Origin of the sequence: Exiguobacterium sp. SH1S21, from assembly GCF_004337175.1 — a bacterium.
GTDB classification, from domain to species: domain Bacteria; phylum Bacillota; class Bacilli; order Exiguobacteriales; family Exiguobacteriaceae; genus Exiguobacterium; species Exiguobacterium aurantiacum_A.
Window position 1 is genome coordinate 178,859 of record NZ_SJUY01000007.1, and the last position, 23,184, is coordinate 202,042.

Below are 23,184 nucleotides of genomic sequence, written 5' to 3' on the forward strand. Positions count from 1 at the left end.
CGGTTGCAGGAGCAAGGAGCAAACAATTGTTTTACTCACGTCATAATATACTATCAAACTTATTTGCATTTTACAATACGTTTCAAGGAAATGTCTTAAACGTTGAAGCGGAACGTGACTACGTCGCCATCTTCGAACACATATTCTTTACCTTCTGAACGCAACTTGCCTTGTTCTTTGACGAGCGTCATGTTGCCGGCAGCCGACAAGTCTTCGTACGAGACGACTTCGGCCCGGATGAATCCACGCTCAAAGTCCGAGTGGATGACGCCGGCACACTGAGGAGCCTTCATCCCTTGTTTGAACGTCCAAGCACGGACTTCTTTCTCACCTGCCGTGAAGTATGTGGCGAGACCAAGCGTCGAGTACGCGGCATGGATCAGTTGATCGAGGCCAGACTCTTCGATCCCGAGGTCTTGCAAGAACTCGAGGCGCTCTTCTGGCTCAAGCTCAGAGATCTCTTCCTCGATGCGCGCGCAGATGACGATCACTTTCGCATCTTCCGTCGCGGCGTGTTCACGTACGGCTTGCACATACTTGTTATTGTCCGAGTCTGCGACTTCGTCTTCGCTCACGTTCGCGACATAAAGCATCGGTTTCATCGTCAACAGTTGGAAGTGTTTGACGATCGCGAGTTGGTCTTCCGTCAATTCTGCTACACGGGCCGGGCGCTCTGATTCGAGGACCGCTTGGACAATCTCGAGTGCTTCAAGTTCTTGCGCGGCCCCTTTATCTTTTGACTTCACCATTTTTTGAACGCGCGTGATGCGCTTGTCGACAAGTTCAAGGTCCGCCAAGATGAGCTCGAGGTTGATTGTCGTGATGTCATCGATCGGCGATACTTTACCGGCGACGTGGGTGATGTTGTCATCTTCAAAACAACGGACGACTTGGCAAATCGCGTCCACTTCACGGATGTTGGCCAGGAACTTGTTCCCGAGCCCTTCTCCTTTTGATGCTCCTTTGACGATTCCGGCGATATCTGTAAATTCGAACGCTGTCGGTACCGTCTTCTTCGGTTTGACGAGTTCCGTCAACCGGTCCAGACGCGCGTCCGGTACTTCGACGACTCCGACGTTCGGGTCGATTGTAGCAAACGGATAGTTGGCCGCTTCTACACCTGCTTGCGTGATGGCGTTAAATAATGTCGATTTCCCGACGTTCGGTAACCCGACGATTCCTGCTGTTAATCCCACTTATATTTCCTCCTCATCCGGCGTTTCCCGGGAAATGTTGATCCGTCTGTGGAGTGGGTACGTTCAGTACACCACACCGTCACATCCTTCACAATTATAGATAGTCCTCGATTAAACCGCAACTCACGGTTGCAACATAGAGAAGAACGCCACTTATTCAGCGGCGTTCTCTTGTTTAAGCACTTTTTTCAAACGTTTGTCAAAGTCACGTCGCGGCATTAAGACGCTCGCTCCGCAGCCTTGACATTTGATGCGGATGTCCATCCCGACACGTGTGACTTGCCAACGGTTCGTTTGACAAGCGTGCGGTTTCTTCATCTCTACAAAATCGTTTAACTCATACGATTTAGCCTGCATTTTCGGGCGCTCCTTTAGTCGAAGTGGTTGGAGACATCATGACCGTGCGCGGATATGGAATTTCAATCCCGCGCTCATCAAGTCCGGCCTTCAACTCTTTATGCAAAATCCGGCCTGCCGCGAAATGTTGCGTCGGCGGCACTTCGGCCATAAGACGGTACACGACTTCCGAGGGTCCGAGCGACTGCACACCGGCGAGTGTGATCGGTTCGATGAACAGATCGTGATACTTTTCTTCGACCGCCTTCGCGATTTCTTTCAGCGCTTTCTCGACCCGTTCCGTCTCTTCCTCATAAGCGACCCCGATATCGACGACAGCGACGCTATTCTCAAGCGAGTAGTTCGTCACTTGCATGATCTGGCCGTTCGGAATGATCGTCACTTGTCCGTTCAATCCTTTAAGTTTCGTCGTCCGGATGCCAACTTCGATGACGGTCCCGTCGACTTGTTGGTTCAAGTTCACATAGTCCCCGTTCTTGTACTGGTTCTCAAAAATAATGAACGCGCCTGTGATGACGTCTTTGACCAAGTTTTGGGCACCGAACGAGATGGCGAGACCCGCGACCCCGGCCGATGCGATCAAACCAGCGATATTGACCCCGAATTGACCGAGTACGGTCAAAATCATAATGAGCCCAATCACATAACGGATCGTGTTTTGCGCCAGTTTCAAAAGCGTTTCATTTTGCCGTTGCGCCACAATGTTATCTTCATGGATTTTACGTAACGTGAAAACGCGCTGGACCATCGACGTTAATATTCTTGTCGCCGCATACAACGCCACGATGATGAGCACGACCCCGGTCAGCTTAATCCCAAGAGCGATCCACATCTCTGTATCTTGAAAATACGCGACGAAGCGGTTGACGTTATTAATCGTCTCGTCAGCCACCGTACTTAAATCTGTTTCTGTATTCTGTGAAGCCATGTTGTCACCTCTAAAGTCATATATTCTAACCCATCAAACCATAATTGATGACTTTTCTCAAACCCTACATCCGGACGTTATAAGTTTCTTCGTTCCGGGAATGGGTTAATACGATATCCTTCCACAATTGCAACTAGATCCCAAACAGCTTAGAAGAGAGGATGAGATTCATGCCGTTTCGCCTAAAACCTCATAAACCATACTCTTTCTTCATCGAACATACTGAACGGAGTGGATCCAAACTTTTTGCTGACCAGCTTCATGAACAGTTGGCGAGCGAGACACACCGTCCGATCGTTCTCGTCTGCATCGGATCCGACCGTTCGACCGGAGATTCGCTCGGTCCCCTCGTCGGTACGTTTCTCGAGGAAAAAATGGTTCGGAACTTGCACGTCTACGGGACACTCACGAAACCGGTCCATGCCTTAAACCTAGTAGAAACGCTCCATGAGATTCAGACACGCTTTCACCGTCCGCTCATCATCGCCATCGATGCCTGCCTCGGCCGCTTATCGAGCGTCGGTTACGTCTTCTTCTCGGAAGGCCCGCTCGCACCGGGAGCTGGCGTTCAAAAAGAACTCCCATCGGTCGGCGAATACAACATCAAGGCGGTCGTCAACGTGAGCGGCTTCATGGAGATGATGATTCTACAAAACACGCGTCTCCACCTCGTTTACGAACTGGCGCGCTTCGTCACCGCCGGATTCGTCGAATTCGATTCACGAATCGGAAACATCCACCATGAAGAGGCCGCGTTCACAAGACTTCGTCAATCACGTGACGAATCAAAATCTTGAGGTGACAAAAGCGTCAACAAATGTTCCAAGTCTTCCTGCGAAAAATATTTCAACTCGAGGACGCCGCCTTTTCGACGTGACCGAATCGAGACATCCATTTGAAGACGTTCCGCAAGCACGGCCTCGACGGCTTCGACGTCTGACTCTGAGCGTTTGAGCGTCTTTTTTTCTGTGCGCTCTTTTTGCAAATGGCGCTCGAGCCGGCGGACCGTCCACTGCTCAGCAATGACACGTCGCGCGATTTGTTCCATCGCCGCCTCCGACTTCATGCCGGTGATGGCACGGGCATGACCCATCGTCAGTTCCCCGACCATGACCGCGTGTTGGACCGCGCTCGGCAGTCTCAGGAGCCGGAGGCTGTTCGTCACATGGCTCCGGCTCTTCCCGACACGTTCGGCGAGCTGTTGTTGCGTCAGCCCTAATGTCTGCATGAGTTGCTCATAGGCGAGCGCTTCTTCGATCGCGTTCAAATCAGCCCGTTGGATGTTCTCGATGAGCGCGAGCTCCATGACCCGATCCGAGTCGGCCGTCACGACGAGCGCGGGAATGTCTTCTTTTCCGGCAAGTCGCGCCGCCTGATAGCGCCGCTCGCCGGCGATGATCTCATAATAGCCGCTCGCCTTACGGACGACGATGGGCTGTAAGACACCGTACCGTTCAATCGATTGTCGCAGCTCTTCTAGCTTCTCGGCTTCGAATTGCTTCCTTGGTTGGTTCGGGTTGGGACGGATAAATTTGAGCGCTAACTTTTCCATCGTGACGCCTCCTTGTTTATGATTTATAAAAAAAGCACGAGCTCACTTTTGTGGCCGCGCTTTTGGGATTCGGATTCGAATTTCAACAAACTCTTCTTCATCGACTTCTTCGGTTTGAACTTCGATACCGGTTTTCCCGATCAAATCAATCGAGTCACGGATCGTGTTGATCGCGATTCGAGTGTCTCGGGCAAAACTTTTCGTCCGCCGGCGTTGCTTCTTCGGTTTCCGTTTTTCTTCTTCAATCGGTGTCGTCAAGAACGCGACACGCTGTTCCGTCTCTTTGACGTTATAGTCTTCTTCAAGGATCTCCGTGAGTACTTGAATTTGCAGCAACTCTTCTTTGAGCGGCAAGAGCGCCCGGGCATGTCGTTCGTTGATTTGACGGTCACGTAAACATTGTTTGACGTCGTTCGGCAGCTTCAAGAGGCGTAACTTGTTCGCGATTGTCGACTGGCTCTTACCAAGGCTCTTCGCGAGCGCATCTTGCGTCAACTGTTTCATCGACAACAACCGGTCATACGCTTCCGCTTCTTCAATCGGGCTAAGCTGTTCGCGTTGTAAGTTTTCGATGAGCGCCAAGGCGGCCGTTGTATCGTCATCCATGTCACGGACGATAGCCGGAATGACGGACCATCCTAACGATTTGACCGCACGAAAACGACGCTCCCCAGCGATGATCTCATAGCGGCCCCCTTCCGCCTTACGAACAACGATCGGCTGAAGCAATCCGTGCTCTTCGATCGTGACGGCCAACTCTTCAATCTTAGCCGGTTCAAATACTTTACGCGGTTGATAACGGTTTGGAAGAAGTAATGCTAAAGCGATTTCTTGGACCGTGTCGTTCGGTTTAACTTGCGTCATTTCCGTGACGGCCACTTCTTGACGACTTCCGAACAGTTTAGCAAATGTTTTCTTCAACGTCGGCACCCCTTTATGTAAAAAATAAGCAGATTCCACCACTGGAATCTGCTTTTAGTTTCACGTGAAACAAGAATACTCAGATTAGCGGCTCTTTCGCCGGCGTTCCCGCTTTACGCGGATATTTCCCGGGCGTTTTACGTAATTTATCTACAATTACGATATTACGCTCACTCATCTCTCCTGGCAATAGGAACTGGTGTGTCGCTTTTACTTTCCCACCGAGCACCGCCAAGGCATTTTTCGCGTCCACAAGTTCATCGGAAACTTTCGCGGCTTTGAGCGCCACGAACGTTCCGCCGACTTTTGCGAGCGGTAGACAGTACTCGGCGAGCACCGTCATCCGCGCGACGGCACGGGCCGTCACGACATCAAATTGCTCACGGAATTTTTTATTTTTCCCGAACTCTTCGGCGCGTCCATGGTGGAACGCGACGCCATCTAGCTCGAGAGCGAGGGCGAGTTCGTTCAAGAACGTGATGCGCTTGTTGAGCGAATCGACAATCGTCACATGTAAGTGCGGGAACAAGATTTTGAGCGGTAAGCTCGGGAATCCTGCCCCGGCGCCGACGTCACATACCGTCTCGACGGTCGTGAAGTCGAAATGAAACGCAGCGCTCAGCGAATCGTAGAAATGCTTCAAATAGACTTCTTCTTTATCCGTGATTGCCGTCAAATTCATCTTCTCGTTCCATTCGACGAGCATCTCGAAATACCGTTCGAACTGGGCGAGTTGTTTCTCGCTCAGTTCGAACCCTTCTGCCTGTAAGGCTTCAATAAATTGGGATTGATTCATCGTTTCACTCCACCGTTGCGTATTGTCCCTGCTCGATATAGACAAGAAGAATCGATACGTCGGCCGGGTTCACCCCGGAAATACGTGACGCTTGTCCAATCGAGAGCGGACGAACTTGTTTCAATTTTTGTTGTGCTTCCGTCGCAAGACCACTGATCGCGTCATAGTCGAGCTTCTCAGGGATGCGCTTCTCTTCCATACGACGCATTTTTTCGACTTGCTCGAGCTGTTTCGAGATGTATCCTTCATATTTCACTTGAATCTCGACTTGTTCAGCCACTTCGAACGGCACTTCGACCGGAGCCGGTGCAAACCGCGTCAGCGTCGCGTACGTCACTTCGGGCCGCTTCAACAAGATGTTGGCATGTGTTGCTTCTTTGAGCGGGTTCGCCCCGACTTCTTCCAAAATCGCATTCACTTCAGCCGACGGTTTGATTACGAGCGACTGGAGCCGCTTCACTTCCGCAGCGATGGCTGTACGTTTGTCTTCAAGATTTGCATGGCGCTCAGCCGACAACAAACCGACTTCGTGTCCGATGTCGCTGAGGCGAAGATCGGCGTTATCGTGGCGAAGGAGCAAGCGATATTCGGCACGTGACGTCAGCAGACGGTACGGCTCGTTCGTCCCTTTCGTCACGAGGTCGTCGATCAAGACACCGATATACGCTTGCGACCGGTCCAAGATGACCGGGTCTTTCCCGAGCACTTTGCAGGCGGCGTTCATACCGGCCATGATACCTTGCCCGGCTGCCTCCTCGTATCCGCTCGTCCCGTTGATCTGCCCAGCCGTGAACAGACCGCTGACCGTCTTCGTTTCGAGTGTCGGCCAAAGTTGCGTCGGTACGACCGCGTCGTATTCGATCGCGTAACCAGGGCGCATCATCTCTGAGTTCTCAAGACCCGGGATCGTCCGGAGCATCTGGTGCTGGACGTCTTCCGGCATGCTCGTCGAGAAGCCTTGGACGTAGATTTCTTCCGTGTCGCGGCCTTCTGGCTCGAGGAAGATTTGATGACGCGGCTTGTCGTTGAAACGAACGACCTTATCTTCGATCGACGGACAGTAGCGTGGCCCTGTCCCTTTGATCGCGCCCGAATACATCGGCGAACGATGCAAGTTCTCGTCGATCAACTGGTGCGTCCGCTCACTCGTATACGTGAGCCAGCACGGGATCTGTTCGATTGGATTGAGGTCAGTCGACGTGTAAGAGAAGAGTGACGGGTTCTCATCCCCTGGCTGAATCTCCGTTTTCGAGTAATCGATCGTCTTCCCGTCGATTCGCGGCGGCGTACCCGTTTTGAAACGAACAAGTTCAAGCCCGAGCTCTTCGAGATGCTTCGACAGCTCGACAGAAGGCATTTGGTTGTTCGGACCGCTCTCGTAAGACAGTTCTCCGATGATGATCTGTCCGCGCATGAACGTACCGGTCGTGACGATGACCGCGTTCGCTCGATACTCCGAGCCTGTGTTCGTGATGACGCCGCGCACTTGCCCGTCTTCGACGATGAGTCGCTCGACGAGTGCTTGGCGAAGCAATAGGTTCGGTTCGTCTTCAAGCACTTTCTTCATGTGATTTTGATATTGGAATTTGTCTGCTTGCGCCCGTAACGCACGCACCGCTGGACCTTTTGATGTGTTGAGCATTTTCATTTGAATATATGTCGCGTCAATCGCTTTCGCCATCTCGCCTCCGAGGGCATCGATTTCACGAACGACGATCCCTTTAGCGGGACCTCCGATCGACGGATTGCAATACATAAACCCGACCATGTCCGGGTTCATCGTGAGCATCGCTGTCTTCGCGCCCATGCGCGCCGACGCAAGTGCCGCTTCGATCCCCGCGTGACCGGCTCCGATGACGATGACGTCAAACTCGCCTGCCGTGTAAGCCATAGTGTTTCCTCCTTCTTATTTCCCAAGACAAAACTGTGAAAACAGTTGATCGATCAAACTTTCCTGAACTGTGTCCCCATTGATTTCCCCGAGCGTATCCCACGCCCGACGTAAATCAATTTGGACCATGTCAATCGGCATGTTCATGCCGGCGCTACCGAGCGCCTCATCGATTTGCTCGATCGTCCGTTTGATGAGTTGAATGTGTCGTGCGTTCGAGATATATGTCATATCTTGCGATTCGACGCCTTTGGCAAAGAACAAGTTCGAAATCGCCTTTTCAAGCGCATCGATCCCTTCTTCCAATAATAGCGATGTAGCCACAATCGGGCGTCCCGCCGCTAATTTCTCTAGCTTAGAAGAATCCATGTTTTGTGGCAAGTCCGTCTTGTTGATGATGATGATCGCATTCATGCCGGCAATCGCCTCGAATAGCGCCTCATCTTCGACCGTCAAGCCCTCATGACCGTTCAAGACGAGCAAGATGAGATCGGCGCCCGCAAGCGCCTTCCGCGATTTTTCAACACCGATCCGTTCGACGATGTCTTCCGTCTCGCGAATCCCGGCCGTATCAATCAGCTTGAGCGGAACGCCTTTGACGTTCACGTACTCTTCGATCGTGTCGCGCGTCGTTCCCGCGATTTCTGTGACGATCGCCTTCGTTTCCTGGACGAGCGTGTTGAGCAGCGAGGACTTGCCGACGTTCGGCCGTCCGATGATCGCTGTCGCGAGACCTTCACGCAAAATTTTTCCTTGGCGAGCCGTTTCGAGCAGTTGTTCGAGCACACGTTTCACTTCGCCCGCTTTCTCTTCGACGATCGCTTGCGTCATCTCTTCAGCATCGTACTCTGGGTAATCGATATTGACCTCGACGGCTGCGATCGTTTCAAGCAACAGTTGACGCAAATCGCGGACGAGCCGTGACAAACGACCTTCCATCTGTGACATCGCCACGGTCATGGCGCGGTCGGTCTTCGCCCGAATCAAATCCATGACCGCTTCTGCTTGTGATAAGTCGATGCGGCCATTCAAAAAGGCGCGCTTCGTGAACTCGCCTGGTTCTGCCAATCGAATGTTCGGTTGTTCGAGGATCAGCTCGAGGACACGATTGACCGCGACGATTCCTCCGTGACAGTTGATTTCGACGACGTCTTCTCGCGTGAACGTCTTCGGCGCCCGCATGACGCTGACCATCACTTCATCGATGACCTCGTCTGTGCCAGGCCGTTTCAGTTTTCCGTAATGGATCGTGTGCGAGTCCACTTCCGTCAAGTCTTTGCCCGCGAACACGTTCGCCGTCGTCTCGACAGCCTTATCACCGGACAAACGGACGATTCCGATTGCCCCTTCACCCATCGGCGTCGAAATGGCTGTAATCGTGTCAAACTCTAGCATAATCTTCCCCTCCCATACTTCAAACATCTTTATCTATCATATGCATAACGCACCTACTATACACGATATTTAGCTCGAACGAAAGGGTCCGACCTTTCCATCACGAGTTGCTTTTTCAGCTTTTACTTTTGTACAATAGCGGAATATATTTCCAAAGGAGGCACGACGGAATGAGACAACTTGAGGCCATTTCTAAACTGACGGACGTGTTACAGCAAGACGAAGCCGTTCAAGCGATTTTTCTTAAAGGATCGTTTGGACGTGGGGAAGGCGATGAACATTCGGACGTCGACCTTTATGTCATGGTCGCCCCGGAGAAGGTCGCTGACTTTTTAAGCCGACGGCGCCAGCACTTGTCGGCGTACCGTCCAATCTTGCTCGAGGACGACATCGACATCGTCGCCCCGCAACTGATTGTCGTCTACGATAATTTCTTACACGTCGACTTGTTCACCGTCACGTCGGAGACGTTGAACGGACACGACGAAATTATGGTGCTGTTCGACCCCGGCAACCGGCTTGAACATCATCCCCGTTCGCTCACCTTGGCTACAGATGACTTATACGGGCACGCCTTCGATACGATTTGGTTTTTCTTTCAATATACGAAAGCACGCGACCGCGGAAACGACATTTGGGCCGTCGAGATGTTGCGCCAAGGGATGAACCATTTCGCCTACGTCCTTGCAGCCCATTACGAGCCGCACCGTAGCGTCCTCGGGTTGAAAGACGTGGCTGCACGTGCCCACATTGATTTGCGTGCGTGGTATGAGTCGTTGACCCCGACAAAACATGCCACGGCAGCGCGACTGTATATCGCTCGCCTAGAGGAGGAGCGTCGATTTTTGGAGACGATCGAAGGGTTCGCAACAATCCGACCGTTTTTCATAAATTTGCTCCAACGCGAAAAGAGCCGCCTGTAAAATCAGGCGGCTCTTCGTTCATACGTGCTGGCGTCTTGCAGACCGAAGCGTGAAATAGAGTACTAATTCGATGAGACCGACGGCAATTAAAAAGCCCCCGAACAATTGAAACAAGACGAGTAAGCTGTCGAACGGGTTCGCCAGCATGAGTAGTCCGATCCCGATCCACAACAAGCTGCTCAATAGAAAGAACATCCACCGATTCGCAATCGTCTTGCGAAAACCAACGGCTTGAATGAGCCGGATGAGCCCGCCAAACAAGAACAAGAAACCGATGAAGAGCGGTAAGAGGCTGGCTAACGTTTCAGCGAAGAAAAAGACGATTAAGGCAATCAAGATATAGACGATCCCCATAAAGAACGATGGCGGCAACCCATCTTTTCGTTGGCGAAGACCTTGGAACAACACCCAAAGACCGAGTACAGCAAAATAACCGGCGACGAGATAAACGATGACGTCAAAGAAAAAGCGCGGATTAAATAAAATCAGTAACCCGATCACCAAATAAATACCGGCTTGGACTAACGTCGAACGTTCAAGCCGTTTGATCAGCGTCTCCATTAGGAATGCTCCCTTCTTGGTTCAGATAATTGGTCTTTAATCCTATTCCCGTATTTTATCCACAATACTTCTCTTGTCACAAAAAAAGGCTGTGGATTATTTATCCACAGCCTCAACGTTTATTTGCGTTTTTTCTTTTTGTTCTGTTTTTCTTCTTCTGCGAGTACCGCGCGCTCTGCTTCTTTCGCAGCGATTTTCGCTTCAGCTTGAACTTTCATCTTCTCACGCATCGGCAACATGATTGCCATCGTCACGATGATTGAGATGATGTAACCGACGACCCAGTACATCGAGAGGGCTGCCGGGAGGGTGATCGACATGACGAAGATCATGACCGGGAAGATATAAAGCATCATCTTCAACTGCGGGTTTTGTTCTTGCCCCGCCATTGAGATTTTTTGTTGGGCATACGTCAAGATCGCAGCAAGGATCGGCAAGATGAACGTCGGATCCGGCGCACCAAGGTCGAACCAAAGGAAACTTGCTTCAAAGATTTCAGGTGTCCGACGAATCGCATCATAGAATGCGAACAAGATCGGCATTTGAATCAAGATTGGCAAACACCCTGCGAGCGGGTTGATTTGGTAGTCTTGATACATCTTCATCATTTCTTCTTGCAGTTTACGCTGTGTCTCTTGGTCTTTCGAGCTATACTTCTCACGAAGCTTGAGCATTTCCGGCTGCAACACTTGCATCGCACCCATACTCTTCGTTTGCTTGATCATGAGCGGTAAGATCAAGAGGCGGACGATGATCGTCGCAACGATGATTGAAAAACCGTACTGCCAAGTGCCGCCGATTAAATAAGCCGCTTCTTTTAACAACCATGCTAGTGGCCATACAAAGTATTTAGACCAGAAGCCTTCCGTTTCAGCCGTGATTGGCTCTCCTTGGATTGTCGATGGATCGACACATCCGGCCATCAACAAGATGACACCAGTCATGACGGCCAATAATCCTAATTTCAGGTTTTTGCTCATAATTCCTCCTACGCTTTCTGTATCGATTCTTTTAGTTGCGTCACACGTCTATCGGTCAATCCTAATTAGTTCGCGTTATATATGAAAGAACGAGCTCGGATTGTTATGATCGATCGACTTGTCTCTGTTGCCATACTTTAGCCCGTTTGAACACATGTTTCAAACTCTCCGTCACTTCATCTTGCGAGAGCGACGTCGCTGGTTTACGAGCGATGATGACATAATTATGCGGAGCCACGTTCGGTTCGAGCAAGCGAAGCGATTCACGCATCAATCGTTTCATTCGGTTTCGTTCCACTGCGTTCCCTAACTTTTTGCTGACAGAAAGTCCAACCCGGAAATGCGCTTGATCCGCCTTCTGCGTGTAGACGACAAACTGACGATTAGCCACGGAGCGTCCTTCACGAAACACCGCTTGGAACTCTTCATTCTTTTGGAGGCGGTATTCTTTTTTCAAAATTCTCACTCCATCCTTCGCTTCAAAAATCGTCACCTAACATCATATCATATCCCATTCGTTTCAACGAGTGAGAATCGATTTTTTCCGTTCAATTCTGTGACGATAAAAAAAGATTGCCCGAGGATCAGTTCCCCGGGCAATCTTTTGATCTTTATTAGACAGTCAAGGCTTTGCGGCCTTTACGACGACGAGCAGCAAGAATGTTGCGGCCGTTTTTAGTCGCCATACGCGAACGGAATCCGTGAACTTTTTTACGCTTACGGTTGTTAGGATTAAAAGTTGGTTTCATGGTTAAAGCACCTCCTCAAGGTTAACGCTCTATTAGCAAGTTATAGTTTCATTTAAGGCAGTCTTTAAGATTATATAAACTGTTCTACCGATTGTCAATGGCATTTCAAGAGGTTTTCGAATCGGGCACGAATAGTTGGCAGCGATGGACTTGATCTCCCCAGCTAGACTGATCAGGCTAGACATCGATAAAATAGGGGACTAAACGAGACGCAACCTTTACATTTAAGCCGTCATTCCTTTACAAATAGCTTGATAAAGCCATTTTATCCACATATCCACCTAGTTATCCACACTTATATGTGTATAACTCCGTCTTTTTCAACAATTGTAGCGTGCGGTTTCTTAAAATTCCACTTTCTTCTCTTACAAAAACAATACGTTATTTTCTTTCTCCCTCTTTTGTGTATAACTTTTTCATGACGGCTCGTTCACTTTAAGTTTATCCACAACATATCCACAGCTTATCCACACTGTCCACAGCATGTGGATAAGTGCCTGTGGATTGTTTTTTAAATCTGTGGATAAATGTCAAAAACCGTTGCCACGTCTATTTTATTTTGCTAAACTAAATGTGCACAACTCGTGGATGATATTTCATCAATTCCGAGATATACACAGCCTGTGGATAACTGTTATCCCCATAGTTAACACCTTGTGGATAACGTTATCCACAGTTTTTGTTTCCTGGGGATAAGCCTAGTTTCTACTATAAGAATAGTGAATGTGTATATCATGTGAATAAGTTTCGCCAATATGTGAGTAAAGGAGGTCTTTCATTGAAAAATGCTCGCGAGATTTGGAGAAATGTTTTATCTCTAATCGACGAAGAAGAACGAACACCAAAAGCTAGCTTTGACATGTGGTTGAAGTCAACGGAAGGAATTTCATTGATGGGAACGACACTCGTCGTATCCGCCCCCGCTAGTTTCATTGTCACTTGGCTCGAACGTCAGTACTTGTCATTACTGCAAGATACGGTTGAGGAAGTGACGAACAATCGACTTGAGATTCATTTTATCGAGGAGTCGCAAGCGCACAAGTATGCTCCTGCAGAGGGATCAAAAGAAGCGATTGCCGCTACAGAAACGAGAGAGCAGCCGGTTCCAGTACGATCAAAAGAGGAAGGGAACCTCGGTCAATTAAACGATAAGTATATCTTTGAAACGTTCGTCATCGGTTCGGGCAACCGGTTTGCCCACGCTGCCTCACTGGCTGTGGCCGAAGCGCCTGCGAGAGCTTACAACCCGCTCTTCATCTATGGGGGAGTCGGACTTGGAAAGACACACTTGATGCATGCGATCGGTCATTACGTGAAAGGGCAGAAGCCAGGCGCACGAATCGCCTACGTTTCGTCGGAAAAGTTTACAAACGAGTTCATTAACTCAATCCGCGACAATAAGACAGAGGAGTTCCGTAACCGTTACCGGAACATCGATGTTCTATTAATAGATGACATTCAGTTCTTGGCCGGGAAAGAACAGACGCAAGAAGAGTTCTTCCACACGTTCAATGCGCTCCATAACGATCAAAAACAAATCGTCATCTCGAGCGATCGGCCGCCTAAAGAGATTCCGACGTTAGAAGATCGTCTCCGGTCTCGGTTCGAATGGGGACTGATAACGGATATCACGCCGCCTGACCTCGAGACGCGGATCGCGATTTTACGGAAGAAAGCGACGGCTGAAGGGCTTGATATCGCCAATGATGTCATGCTATATATCGCGAATCAAATCGACACGAACATTCGTGAGCTTGAAGGCGCACTTACCCGCGTCGTCGCCTATGCGAAGCTCGTCGCCCGGCCGATTGACCCTGATGTCGCTGCCGAAGCGCTCCACAACATCATGCCGGTGCAAGAGGCGAAGAAGATTGTCATCCGTGACATCCAAGAGATCGTCGGTCATCACTTCAATATCGAGGTCGATGAGCTCAAAGCGAAAAAACGGACGAAGACGCTCGCTTTCCCGAGACAGATCGCGATGTATTTATCACGCGAGATGACCGAGAGCTCACTCCCTAAAATCGGGGAAGAGTTCGGTGGGCGGGATCACACGACAGTTATCCACGCGCATGAGAAGATTAGCACGTTACTCAAGCATGATCCGGAGATGCAAGAGACGATTCAAACATTGAAGAAGGCGTTGTCGTAACCGTCTCATTCCTCCTGTGGATATCCTGTGGATAAACAAGCCGAGTTATCCACACGTTATTCACAGGCAGATTGGCTCAACGCCAGTTGTTCAAGTGAGTTATCCACACTATCCACAGCCCTTATTACTATTATGACTTAAATAATACTATTATTATTAAACTATATGACTCATTTCACTTAGGAGGAATTATCCACATGCACTTAACGATTCAGCGCGATGTATTCATGCAAGCCGTACAAGATGTATCAAAAGCTGTTGCTTCTAGAACGACGATTCCGATTTTGACAGGATTAAAACTTGAAGCTCATGCGGATGGATTGACGCTCACAGGAAGTGATACGGAAATTTCGATCGAACGATTGATCCCGGTCGAAGAGGGTGGAATCGAACTCATCCAAATCCAACGTGCCGGTAGCGTCGTCTTGAACGCCCGTTTCCTTGGTGAAATCGTCAAAAAGCTCCCGACGAACGAAGTCACACTCGAAGTCTCACCAAACTTCATGACGCGTATCGAATCAGGTCAAGCGGAGTTCCATCTGAACGGACTCGACCCAGACGAGTATCCACGTCTCCCTGAACTAGCGAGCGACCGTCGGTTCTATCTCCCGGCCGATTTGTTGAAGACGATCATTCGCCAAACAAGCTTTGCCGTCTCGTCGCAAGAGACACGGCCAGTCCTGACAGGTGTGAATTTCTCAGCTGAAAAAGGATTTTTGACATGCGTCGCGACGGATAGCCATCGGTTGGCACTGCGCCGGGCCCGTTTTGAAACAGATGACGATTTGACGTTCCAAAACGTCGTCGTACCTGGTCGTTCGCTCAATGAGCTCGCGAAATTACTCGACCGTGAAGAGTTGCCGATTGAAATCGTCTTGACGGACCAACAGATTCTATTCCGTCTGAAAAACATTTCGTTCTTTTCACGTCTTCTTGATGGAGCGTACCCAGATACGTCTCGCTTGATCCCAGAAGAATATCGGACTGCAGTTCGTTTGAATGCGAAAGATTTCTTACAGGCGATTGATCGTGCATCGCTGTTGGCACGTTCGGATCGCAACAATGTCATCAAGTTCGTGGCTGAAGAAGCGAACACGGTCGAAGTCTCTTCGCACTCGCCTGAAGTCGGGAAAGTGTCCGAGCGGGTCAGCATCTTATCGCTCGAAGGTGAAGAACTCAAAATTTCGTTCAACTCGAAATTTGTCATGGATGCACTTCGTGCGCTCGATGCGACGGAAATCGAGGTTCAATTCACAGGTTCGATGCGCCCGTTCATTTTGCGTCCGGTTGAACAAGATAGTGTCCTTCAGTTGATTTTGCCAGTCCGCACATCTTAATCAAGATGGAGCGAATCGGGGATGATGAGGTGTTTCACCTTATCATCCCTATTTTTGCCTTATTCGACGTTTTTCGATAAACTAATATGTATGGCGATTTTTTGTGAAAAGTATGAAGGAAAGGAAGTGACGACATGGAAAAAGTGTCGATTACGACCGAGTATGTAACACTCGGACAATTTTTAAAATTAGCTGATATTATTTCAAGCGGAGGCCAAGCGAAGTTCTTTTTGGAAGACGTTGAGATCAAAGTGAACGGCGAGGTCGATCAACGCCGCGGCCGTAAACTCCGCGACGGAGACAAGATTGAAGTCGAGGGCTACGGGGACTTCCAAATCGAGGGGAACTAACGTGCACTTATTGTCGATTCGACTGCAAAACTACCGCAACTACGAAGCCCTTGAGCTAAATTTTTCAGAACAGACGAATGTTCTCATCGGTGAGAACGCCCAAGGCAAAACAAATCTGCTTGAATCGATTTACGTACTTGCGCTCGCAAAGTCGCATCGGACGACGCAAGACCGTGAACTGATCGGGTGGGAAGCGGAAACGGCCGTCGTCGAGGGTCGGATCCATAAACGTACCGGTGAAACGGTACAGTCGCTGAGCTTTTCTCCGAAAGGGAAAAAAGCGAAACTGAACCACCTCGAGCAACGACGGCTCAGTGACTACGTCGGAGCGTTCAACGTCGTCTTGTTCGCGCCAGAAGATCTTGCGATCGTCAAAGGCAGCCCTCAAGGACGAAGACGTTTTTTAGATATGGAAATCGGACAAGTCAGTCCGATTTACTTACATGACTTGACTCAGTATTTGAAAACACTGAAGCAACGGAATGCATTTTTAAAACAACTGTCGATCAAAGGTGGGGACGAGACATTGCTCGAAGTGCTCACCGACCAACTGATTGAGCTTGCCGTAAAAATCGTCTCCAGGCGCCACCATTTTATCGATCAACTTGAGAAATGGGCCGGACCGATCCATGCAGGAATCACTCGGAACTTAGAAACGTTGACGATTCAATACGTCTCGGACACGTTTCAAAAAGAACGTCACACGAAAGAACAGATGTTTGAAACGTATCGGCAAAAGTTTGATAAAATAAGAGAGAACGAACGAAGAAGAGGTGTGACCTTGTTCGGTCCCCATCGCGACGACTTCGAACTGTACGTCAATGATCGGAACGTCCAAACGTTCGGTTCACAGGGCCAGCAACGCACGGCGGCCTTGTCGTTAAAACTAGCGGAGATTGAACTGATCCACGAAGAGGTCGGGGAGTATCCGCTGCTGTTGTTAGACGACGTCTTATCTGAATTAGATGATCATCGCCAAACCCATCTGCTTGATACGATGGGGCAGAAAGTCCAAACGATTATTACGACGACCAATATCGATGGAATTGCTCACGAAACGATTCAACAAGCCAAGTTGTTTCACGTGAAACAAGGTAAAGTTGAGACGGAATCTGTCTAACGTACGACCAATCCTTATGAACACCAATTCATGTATAGTAGGTGAATGAAACCGATGAGTAACGAAAACGAAAAACAAATGCAAGATTACGGTGCCGATCAGATTCAAGTGCTTGAAGGGTTAGAAGCCGTTCGTAAACGCCCAGGGATGTATATCGGTTCGACGAGTTCACGCGGGCTCCACCACTTAGTGTGGGAAGTCGTCGACAACTCGATTGATGAAGCGCTCGCCGGTCATTGTGAAACGATTACCGTGACGGTCGAACCAGGCAACTCTGTCGTGGTCGAAGATGACGGCCGGGGGATTCCGGTCGACATTCAGAAAAAGACAGGACGTCCTGCCGTCGAAGTCATCTTCACCGTTCTCCACGCCGGAGGTAAATTTGGCGGCGGTGGATATAAAGTGTCGGGCGGTTTGCACGGAGTCGGGGCGTCCGTCGTTAACGCCTTGTCGAAGAAGCTCGAAGTGTTCGTACGCCGAAACGGTAACGTTTACTATCAATCGTTCAAACGTGGTGCACCTCAAGGTGAGCTCGAGATTGTCGGCACGACTGACACGACCGGTACGACGGTTCGTTTCTTCCCAGATGGAGATATCTTCGAAGAAACACTCGAATATGATTTTGATCTTCTCGCAACGCGCTTGCGTGAACTTGCTTTCTTGAACAAAGGACTCCGCATCGTCGCGAAAGATGAGCGTGGCGACGAAACGATTGAGCGCAATTATTATTACGAAGGCGGGATCAAGTCTTACGTCGAGCATTTGAACCGTTCGAAGTCCTCGATCCACGAGGAGCCTGTTTATGTACACGGTACGAAAGACGGGATCGAAGTAGAGATCGCGCTACAGTACAACGAAGGGTTCTCGAGCAATATTTACTCGTTCACAAACAACATTCCGACACACGAAGGCGGAACGCACGAGACCGGGTTCAAAACGGCACTGACACGGGCGATCAACGATTACGCCAAACGCTTTGGATTGATGAAAGAGGCTGATGGCAGTCTTTCTGGCGACGACGTGCGTGAAGGGATGACCGCGATCGTCTCGGTCAAACACCCGTCACCGCAGTTCGAGGGACAGACGAAGACGAAGCTCGGTAACGCTGACGCCCGTACGGTGACAGATTCACTCTTTAGCGAGACGTTCGAACAGTTCTTGCTTGAGAACCCGTCGGTTGGCCGACTCATCGTTGATAAAGGGCTCATGGCAGCCCGTGCCCGCCTCGCGGCCAAACGCGCCCGTGAAATGACACGTCGTAAAGGCATCCTTGAAGTCAGCTCGTTGCCAGGTAAGCTGGCCGACTGTTCATCGAAGGACGCATCGAAATCTGAACTGTACATCGTCGAGGGTGACTCGGCCGGTGGATCAGCCAAGTCAGGACGCGACCGTCATTTCCAAGCGATTTTGCCAATCCGAGGTAAGATCATCAACGTCGAGAAAGCAAGACTCGATAAAATCTTAGCCAACCAAGAAGTCCGGACAATCATCACGGCACTTGGGACCGGGATCGCCGACGAATTCGATCTCGGCAAGGCGCGTTACCATAAGTTGATCATCATGACCGATGCCGACGTCGATGGTGCCCATATCCGGACACTGTTGCTGACGTTCTTCTATCGTTACATGCGGCCACTTATTGAGAGCGGCTACGTCTACATCGCCCAGCCGCCACTCTACGGTGTAAAACATGGTAAAGAGATTGTTTACGTCCAAAACGACCGCGAACTCCAAGAAGCAATCAAACGGCTTCCTGAGAACGCGCGCTATAGTGTACAGCGCTACAAGGGTCTCGGTGAGATGGACCCGGAACAACTTTGGAGCACGACGATGAATCCAGAGTCTCGCTCGATGCTTCGTGTCGACCTTCAAGACGCCATCGAGGCAGATGAGGTCTTTGAGACGCTCATGGGCGACAATGTCGAGCCGCGCCGTGACTTTATCCAGTCACACGCACACTACGTGAAAAACCTCGATATTTAAAAAGAAGGGTAGGCAATAACGAATGGCAGAACAAGAAAATATCAAGGATATAAATATTAGCCAAGAGATGCGGACGTCGTTCATGGACTATGCGATGAGCGTCATCGTGTCGCGTGCCCTCCCGGACGTGCGAGATGGTCTCAAGCCGGTTCACCGCCGTATCCTTTATGCGATGAACGAGCTCGGGATTCGTGCCGACAAGCCCCATAAGAAGTCTGCCCGTGTCGTCGGTGACGTCATCGGTAAGTATCACCCACACGGTGATTCGGCCGTTTACGAGACGATGGTGCGGATGGCCCAAGATTTCAGTTATCGCTATGAACTCGTCGATGGCCACGGAAACTTCGGGTCCGTCGATGGAGACTCGGCAGCGGCAATGCGTTACACGGAAGCCCGAATGTCGAAAATCGCGATGGAACTCGTGCGCGATATCGGTAAAAACACGATCGACTATCAAGCAAACTTTGATGGTGAAGAGAAAGAACCAGTCGTTATGCCGGCCCGTTTCCCGAACTTCCTCGTCAATGGTACGAGCGGGATTGCGGTCGGGATGGCGACGAACGTACCACCACATAACTTGAACGAAGTAATCGATGGCGTGCTTGCGCTCACGCACAATCCGGACATCACGATTTCAGAGCTCATGCAGTACATTCCGGGTCCGGACTTTCCGACGTCTGGTGAGATTTTAGGACGCAGCGGTATTCGCCGGGCGTATGAGACAGGTCGCGGATCGATCACGATGCGCGCGAAAGCCGAGATCCAAGTGTTGAAGAACGGCCGTGAACGCATCCTCATCCATGAAATTCCGTATCAAGTGAACAAAGCCCGTCTCGTTGAAAAGATTGCTGACCTAGTTCGCGACAAGAAAATCGAGGGCATCACAGACCTTCGTGACGAGTCGGACCGAAACGGGATGCGCGTCGTCATCGAGGTACGCCGCGATGCGAACGCAAGCGTCATTTTGAACAACTTGTATAAACAGACGCCGATGCAAACGACGTTCGGGGTGAACATGCTCGCGCTCGTCGGAGGACGTCCGAAAACGCTCAACTTGAAACAAGCGATCTATTATTACATCGAACACCAAAAAGAAGTCGTTCGGCGCCGGACGCAGTTCGACCTCGATAAGGCAGAAGCGCGTGCGCATATTCTCGAAGGTCTCCGTGTCGCGCTCGACCACCTCGATGAAGTCATCGCCATCATCCGCAGCACGCGGACCGGTGACGAGGCCCGTGAGAAATTGATTGCTCGCTTCGGACTATCAACAGAGCAGACACAAGCCATTCTCGATATGCGTCTCCAACGGTTGACCGGTCTTGAACGCGAGAAAATCGAAGGCGAGTATCGTGAGATCCGTACGTTGATCGAAGAATTGCGTGCGATTTTAGGGGATGAGGAACTCCTTCTCGAAATCATTCGCAATGAGTTGACTGAAATCAAAGAGCGTTACGGCGATGCACGTCGTACGGTGATCCGTACCGACATCATCGAGCTTGAGGATGAGGATTTGATCCCGGTTCGGGACATGATGATCGCACTGACGAGCGAAGGCTACATCAAATCGATTCCGAGTGACTCGTATCGCACACAACGTCGCGGCGGTCGAGGGAAACAAGGAATGGGTACGAATGACGAAGACTTCGTATTGCGCCTCTTATCTGCTTCAACGCACGATACGATCTTGTTCTTCACGAACTTCGGTCGCGTGTTCCGCTTGAAAGGATATGAGATTCCTGAGATGAGCCGAACCGCGAAAGGGATGCCGATTATCAACTTGCTCCAAGTCGATAAGGGCGAGAAGGTCGAAACGATGATCCCGGTCGACTTCAATAGCTATTTGGCGGACAAAGCCATCGTTGAGGACACTGGTGAAGGTTCAGAAGAAGAAGAAGAAGTGGCTGATGAGCAATTGTCACTCGTGTTTATCACGAAGCACGGACTTGTCAAACGGTCACCGCTTTCTGCCTATGCTCGCATCAACAAAAACGGGTTGCGTGCTATCAGCTTAAATGATAGCGATGAGCTCGTTACCGTACGTCTCGCGAAGAGCGACGACGAGATGTTGATCGTGACACACGCAGGGATGTCGATTCGCTTCCCGCTCGAAGGTGAGGTCCGTTCGATGGGCCGTACCGCTCGCGGTGTACGTGCGATTCGACTGAAGAAAGATGATGATCGAGTCGTTTCGATGGAAATCGTACGCCCGACGCAAGACGTGCTCATCATTACGGAAAAAGGATACGGCAAACGCACGGCGATGGAACAATTCCGTACACAAGGTCGAGGCGGTTCTGGAATTATCGGAATCAAGACAGACCGCGGAACTGTCGTCGGGATGCGCGTAGTCGACGAAGATGATGACATCATGCTCATGACCGAGCTCGGTGTCGCGATTCGAATCGATGCCCAAACAATTTCGCAAATGGGGCGTAGCACGCGCGGTGTCAAAGTCATGAATATCGAAGATGGCGATCGCTTGGCGACAATTGCTAAACTGAAAAAAGATGAATTAGAAGATGAATTAGAAGAGGAATCGACAGTTGATGTGGAGAATGGGTTTGTTGATGAAGCACCCGAAGTTGGCCCATCGTCTGAAGAGACTGAGTAAGACGAAAAGGTTGAACGGTGCTTCCGTTCGACCTTTTTTCATACAATCAGGAGGGATGAGCATGCGACTTGCCATTTCAAACGTTCACGTTGGGATGACGCTTTTGACGTCAGTTTCTTCGTTAGAGGCAGGAACGAAACTGACAAACGAACATTTACGCTTGCTCCGTTTTTTAAAGGTGGGAGCGATTGATGTTGCTCCGGTCGAATGTCGCCCCCTTACTCGCGACGAGGAAATCGATTTATGTGCAAAAGTGCTCCAATATGAACGGCATTATAATCAATGGGAAGAACGAATTGCCCCTAACCCTTACGAAGCGCTTGAATTCGTCCATCAACTGTTTAAACGTGAATATCCGCTATCGGCCATCGTCACCTTCTTCACGAATCAACCACTTCGAAAAAATCATGTGATTCATCATGCGATTTATCGAGCCTTAGTAGCCAAGACGCTATCGAAATACCGAGGAGACGAACACCGCATTCAATTCGATTATGGCGTGGCTTCTTATTTCGCAGATGCGAGCTACGCTAAAATACGAAAATGGTCCCACATGCGCTATTTCACAAAAATGGAACGAGAGTTGTTGTATCAGCACCCGCTCGTCTCGTTTGCGATGTTACCGCAAGATCAGACACTTAGAGCCAGGGTCGGTAAATTGATTGCCGAACATCATGAACGCTTAGACGGGTCAGGTTTTCCGAATCGGCTAGAAGAACGAGCCCTCCATCCTGCATCACCGTTGTTTATCGTCGCTGATCGGTTCTGCCAATTGACAGCCCCACGTACGTTCAGGTCAGCGTTGACAGCAGAAGATGCTTATTTTTATATGTGGCAAAATGAGGCATACGATGGGGAAGCGTTGACGCTTTTAGCTACACTGCTCGGTTTTTACGATGTAGGACGGACTGTCCTACTGAGCAGCGGTGTGCGCGGAACGATTCAAGGTTACACGCCGAGCGTGGAACAACCGGTCGTGATCGCTGAACCAACGCAAGAAACGTACGATTTGTCTCAACTTGATGAGGTTCGAATCGTCGCTTTTCAATAACCGTCTAGCGTGTTCCTTCTATATAGTGCCGTTGAAAGAATACGCTAGATATTATTCTTTTAAAATATTTTATTTTTATAGTTGACGAATATAATTACAGATGATACTATTAATGAGTCGTTAAGAGCGACAGACGAACTTTGAAAACTGAACGATGAGGCAAAAAAAGTTTTACAAGTTTTGATTGAAGCGCAAGCTTCGTCATTTTCAAGAGCTATATCAAATTCTTTGGAGAGTTTGATCCTGGCTCAGGACGAACGCTGGCGGCGTGCCTAATACATGCAAGTCGAGCGCAGGAAATCGACGGAACCCTTCGGGGGGAAGTCGACGG

The 23,184-nt window shown here is 49.9% G+C and carries 21 protein-coding genes and 1 rRNA gene; 10 read left to right on the forward strand and 12 right to left on the reverse strand.

The window, feature by feature from the left end; translation table 11 throughout:
• Window positions 1-95 precede the first annotated feature (95 nt).
• The 3 genes from ychF to EVJ24_RS11070 form a co-directional block, all read right to left on the reverse strand.
• Window positions 96-1,196 carry a redox-regulated ATPase YchF gene (gene ychF / locus EVJ24_RS11060; protein WP_070329341.1) on the reverse strand — a complete coding sequence of 367 codons (1,101 nt, stop codon included), beginning with the start codon at window positions 1,194-1,196 and terminating at the stop codon, window positions 96-98.
• 153 nt (window positions 1,197-1,349) lie between these two features.
• Complete coding sequence (locus tag EVJ24_RS11065) at window positions 1,350-1,553, reverse strand: DUF951 domain-containing protein (RefSeq protein WP_016509068.1); 204 nt, start codon at window positions 1,551-1,553, stop codon at window positions 1,350-1,352.
• Window positions 1,543-2,481 (reverse strand): mechanosensitive ion channel family protein, encoded by a 939-nt coding sequence (locus EVJ24_RS11070; RefSeq protein ID WP_071398685.1) that lies wholly within the window; start codon window positions 2,479-2,481, stop codon window positions 1,543-1,545. The genes EVJ24_RS11065 and EVJ24_RS11070 overlap by 11 nt, the downstream gene beginning before the upstream one ends.
• 170 nt (window positions 2,482-2,651) lie before the next feature.
• On the opposite strand from EVJ24_RS11070, the gene yyaC reads away from it, so the two are divergent.
• On the forward strand, window positions 2,652-3,278 hold the full coding sequence (yyaC, locus tag EVJ24_RS11075; RefSeq protein ID WP_070329339.1) for a spore protease YyaC: 627 nt from the start codon (window positions 2,652-2,654) through the stop codon (window positions 3,276-3,278).
• Here the strand turns inward: yyaC and EVJ24_RS11080 are convergent.
• The 5 genes from EVJ24_RS11080 to mnmE all read right to left on the reverse strand — a co-directional run bounded on the left by EVJ24_RS11080 (window position 3,251) and on the right by mnmE (window position 9,036).
• Window positions 3,251-4,033, reverse strand: a complete 783-nt coding sequence (locus EVJ24_RS11080) for a ParB/RepB/Spo0J family partition protein (protein WP_131441351.1) — start codon at window positions 4,031-4,033, stop codon at window positions 3,251-3,253. The genes yyaC and EVJ24_RS11080 overlap by 28 nt on opposite strands.
• Window positions 4,034-4,075: 42 nt before the next feature.
• Entirely contained in the window at window positions 4,076-4,954 is an 879-nt protein-coding gene (gene noc, locus EVJ24_RS11085) for a nucleoid occlusion protein (protein WP_131441352.1), read from the reverse strand.
• A gap of 79 nt (window positions 4,955-5,033) precedes the next feature.
• Window positions 5,034-5,750, reverse strand: a complete 717-nt coding sequence (gene rsmG, locus EVJ24_RS11090; RefSeq protein ID WP_071398682.1) for a 16S rRNA (guanine(527)-N(7))-methyltransferase RsmG — start codon at window positions 5,748-5,750, stop codon at window positions 5,034-5,036.
• A gap of 4 nt (window positions 5,751-5,754) precedes the next feature.
• Window positions 5,755-7,641 carry a tRNA uridine-5-carboxymethylaminomethyl(34) synthesis enzyme MnmG gene (mnmG, locus tag EVJ24_RS11095; RefSeq protein WP_131441353.1) on the reverse strand — a complete coding sequence of 629 codons (1,887 nt, stop codon included), beginning with the start codon at window positions 7,639-7,641 and terminating at the stop codon, window positions 5,755-5,757.
• Window positions 7,642-7,656: 15 nt separating this feature from the next.
• Window positions 7,657-9,036: a tRNA uridine-5-carboxymethylaminomethyl(34) synthesis GTPase MnmE gene (mnmE, locus tag EVJ24_RS11100; RefSeq protein WP_070329335.1), complete on the reverse strand. Its 1,380-nt coding sequence runs from the start codon at window positions 9,034-9,036 to the stop codon at window positions 7,657-7,659.
• Window positions 9,037-9,206: 170 nt separating this feature from the next.
• On the opposite strand from mnmE, the gene EVJ24_RS11105 reads away from it, so the two are divergent.
• A complete protein-coding gene (locus EVJ24_RS11105; RefSeq protein ID WP_131441354.1) occupies window positions 9,207-9,959 on the forward strand; it encodes a nucleotidyltransferase domain-containing protein in 753 nt (250 codons plus the stop codon).
• Between the two features lie 18 nt (window positions 9,960-9,977).
• On the opposite strand, the gene EVJ24_RS11110 is transcribed toward EVJ24_RS11105, so the two are convergent.
• The 4 genes from EVJ24_RS11110 to rpmH all read right to left on the reverse strand — a co-directional run bounded on the left by EVJ24_RS11110 (window position 9,978) and on the right by rpmH (window position 12,249).
• Complete coding sequence (locus tag EVJ24_RS11110) at window positions 9,978-10,520, reverse strand: HdeD family acid-resistance protein (protein ID WP_131441355.1); 543 nt, start codon at window positions 10,518-10,520, stop codon at window positions 9,978-9,980.
• A gap of 119 nt (window positions 10,521-10,639) precedes the next feature.
• Window positions 10,640-11,500, reverse strand: coding sequence for a membrane protein insertase YidC (yidC, locus tag EVJ24_RS11115; RefSeq protein WP_131441356.1), 861 nt, complete (start codon window positions 11,498-11,500; stop codon window positions 10,640-10,642).
• Window positions 11,501-11,603: 103 nt separating this feature from the next.
• Window positions 11,604-11,957 carry a ribonuclease P protein component gene (rnpA, locus tag EVJ24_RS11120; protein WP_070329331.1) on the reverse strand — a complete coding sequence of 118 codons (354 nt, stop codon included), beginning with the start codon at window positions 11,955-11,957 and terminating at the stop codon, window positions 11,604-11,606.
• A gap of 157 nt (window positions 11,958-12,114) precedes the next feature.
• Complete coding sequence (gene rpmH / locus EVJ24_RS11125) at window positions 12,115-12,249, reverse strand: 50S ribosomal protein L34 (protein ID WP_083274156.1); 135 nt, start codon at window positions 12,247-12,249, stop codon at window positions 12,115-12,117.
• Window positions 12,250-13,027: 778 nt separating this feature from the next.
• On the opposite strand from rpmH, the gene dnaA reads away from it, so the two are divergent.
• From dnaA to EVJ24_RS11165, 8 genes are all read left to right on the forward strand, one after another.
• Window positions 13,028-14,401: a chromosomal replication initiator protein DnaA gene (gene dnaA, locus EVJ24_RS11130; RefSeq protein ID WP_131441357.1), complete on the forward strand. Its 1,374-nt coding sequence runs from the start codon at window positions 13,028-13,030 to the stop codon at window positions 14,399-14,401.
• 197 nt (window positions 14,402-14,598) lie between these two features.
• Window positions 14,599-15,738 (forward strand): DNA polymerase III subunit beta, encoded by a 1,140-nt coding sequence (gene dnaN, locus EVJ24_RS11135; RefSeq protein ID WP_070329329.1) that lies wholly within the window; start codon window positions 14,599-14,601, stop codon window positions 15,736-15,738.
• 134 nt (window positions 15,739-15,872) lie between these two features.
• Window positions 15,873-16,088, forward strand: coding sequence for a S4 domain-containing protein YaaA (gene yaaA / locus EVJ24_RS11140; protein WP_070329328.1), 216 nt, complete (start codon window positions 15,873-15,875; stop codon window positions 16,086-16,088).
• A 1-nt stretch (window position 16,089) separates the two neighbouring features.
• A complete protein-coding gene (gene recF / locus EVJ24_RS11145) occupies window positions 16,090-17,208 on the forward strand; it encodes a DNA replication/repair protein RecF (RefSeq protein ID WP_131441358.1) in 1,119 nt (372 codons plus the stop codon).
• A 54-nt stretch (window positions 17,209-17,262) separates the two neighbouring features.
• Window positions 17,263-19,191: a DNA topoisomerase (ATP-hydrolyzing) subunit B gene (gyrB, locus tag EVJ24_RS11150; RefSeq protein WP_131441359.1), complete on the forward strand. Its 1,929-nt coding sequence runs from the start codon at window positions 17,263-17,265 to the stop codon at window positions 19,189-19,191.
• Window positions 19,192-19,213: 22 nt separating this feature from the next.
• Complete coding sequence (gene gyrA / locus EVJ24_RS11155; protein WP_131441360.1) at window positions 19,214-21,802, forward strand: DNA gyrase subunit A; 2,589 nt, start codon at window positions 19,214-19,216, stop codon at window positions 21,800-21,802.
• A gap of 61 nt (window positions 21,803-21,863) precedes the next feature.
• Complete coding sequence (locus EVJ24_RS11160; protein ID WP_131441361.1) at window positions 21,864-22,853, forward strand: HD-GYP domain-containing protein; 990 nt, start codon at window positions 21,864-21,866, stop codon at window positions 22,851-22,853.
• A 225-nt stretch (window positions 22,854-23,078) separates the two neighbouring features.
• A 16S ribosomal RNA gene (locus tag EVJ24_RS11165) occupies window positions 23,079-23,184 on the forward strand; the annotation flags it as partial.

Excerpts from the sequence above, each read along its gene's own strand:
- mnmG (WP_131441353.1), bottom strand. The coding sequence starts at position 7,641 with ATGGCTTACACGGCAGGCGAGTTTGACGTCATCGTCATCGGAGCCGGT.
- rsmG (WP_071398682.1), bottom strand. The coding sequence starts at position 5,750 with ATGAATCAATCCCAATTTATTGAAGCCTTACAGGCAGAAGGGTTCGAA.
- yidC (WP_131441356.1), bottom strand. The coding sequence starts at position 11,500 with ATGAGCAAAAACCTGAAATTAGGATTATTGGCCGTCATGACTGGTGTC.
- yyaC (WP_070329339.1), top strand. The coding sequence starts at position 2,652 with ATGCCGTTTCGCCTAAAACCTCATAAACCATACTCTTTCTTCATCGAA.
- EVJ24_RS11065 (WP_016509068.1), bottom strand. The coding sequence starts at position 1,553 with ATGCAGGCTAAATCGTATGAGTTAAACGATTTTGTAGAGATGAAGAAA.
- EVJ24_RS11080 (WP_131441351.1), bottom strand. The coding sequence starts at position 4,033 with ATGGAAAAGTTAGCGCTCAAATTTATCCGTCCCAACCCGAACCAACCA.
- mnmE (WP_070329335.1), bottom strand. The coding sequence starts at position 9,036 with ATGCTAGAGTTTGACACGATTACAGCCATTTCGACGCCGATGGGTGAA.
- gyrA (WP_131441360.1), top strand. The coding sequence starts at position 19,214 with ATGGCAGAACAAGAAAATATCAAGGATATAAATATTAGCCAAGAGATG.
- EVJ24_RS11110 (WP_131441355.1), bottom strand. The coding sequence starts at position 10,520 with ATGGAGACGCTGATCAAACGGCTTGAACGTTCGACGTTAGTCCAAGCC.
- gyrB (WP_131441359.1), top strand. The coding sequence starts at position 17,263 with ATGAGTAACGAAAACGAAAAACAAATGCAAGATTACGGTGCCGATCAG.
- EVJ24_RS11070 (WP_071398685.1), bottom strand. The coding sequence starts at position 2,481 with ATGGCTTCACAGAATACAGAAACAGATTTAAGTACGGTGGCTGACGAG.
- yaaA (WP_070329328.1), top strand. The coding sequence starts at position 15,873 with ATGGAAAAAGTGTCGATTACGACCGAGTATGTAACACTCGGACAATTT.
- EVJ24_RS11160 (WP_131441361.1), top strand. The coding sequence starts at position 21,864 with ATGCGACTTGCCATTTCAAACGTTCACGTTGGGATGACGCTTTTGACG.
- rpmH (WP_083274156.1), bottom strand. The coding sequence starts at position 12,249 with ATGAAACCAACTTTTAATCCTAACAACCGTAAGCGTAAAAAAGTTCAC.
- EVJ24_RS11105 (WP_131441354.1), top strand. The coding sequence starts at position 9,207 with ATGAGACAACTTGAGGCCATTTCTAAACTGACGGACGTGTTACAGCAA.
- dnaN (WP_070329329.1), top strand. The coding sequence starts at position 14,599 with ATGCACTTAACGATTCAGCGCGATGTATTCATGCAAGCCGTACAAGAT.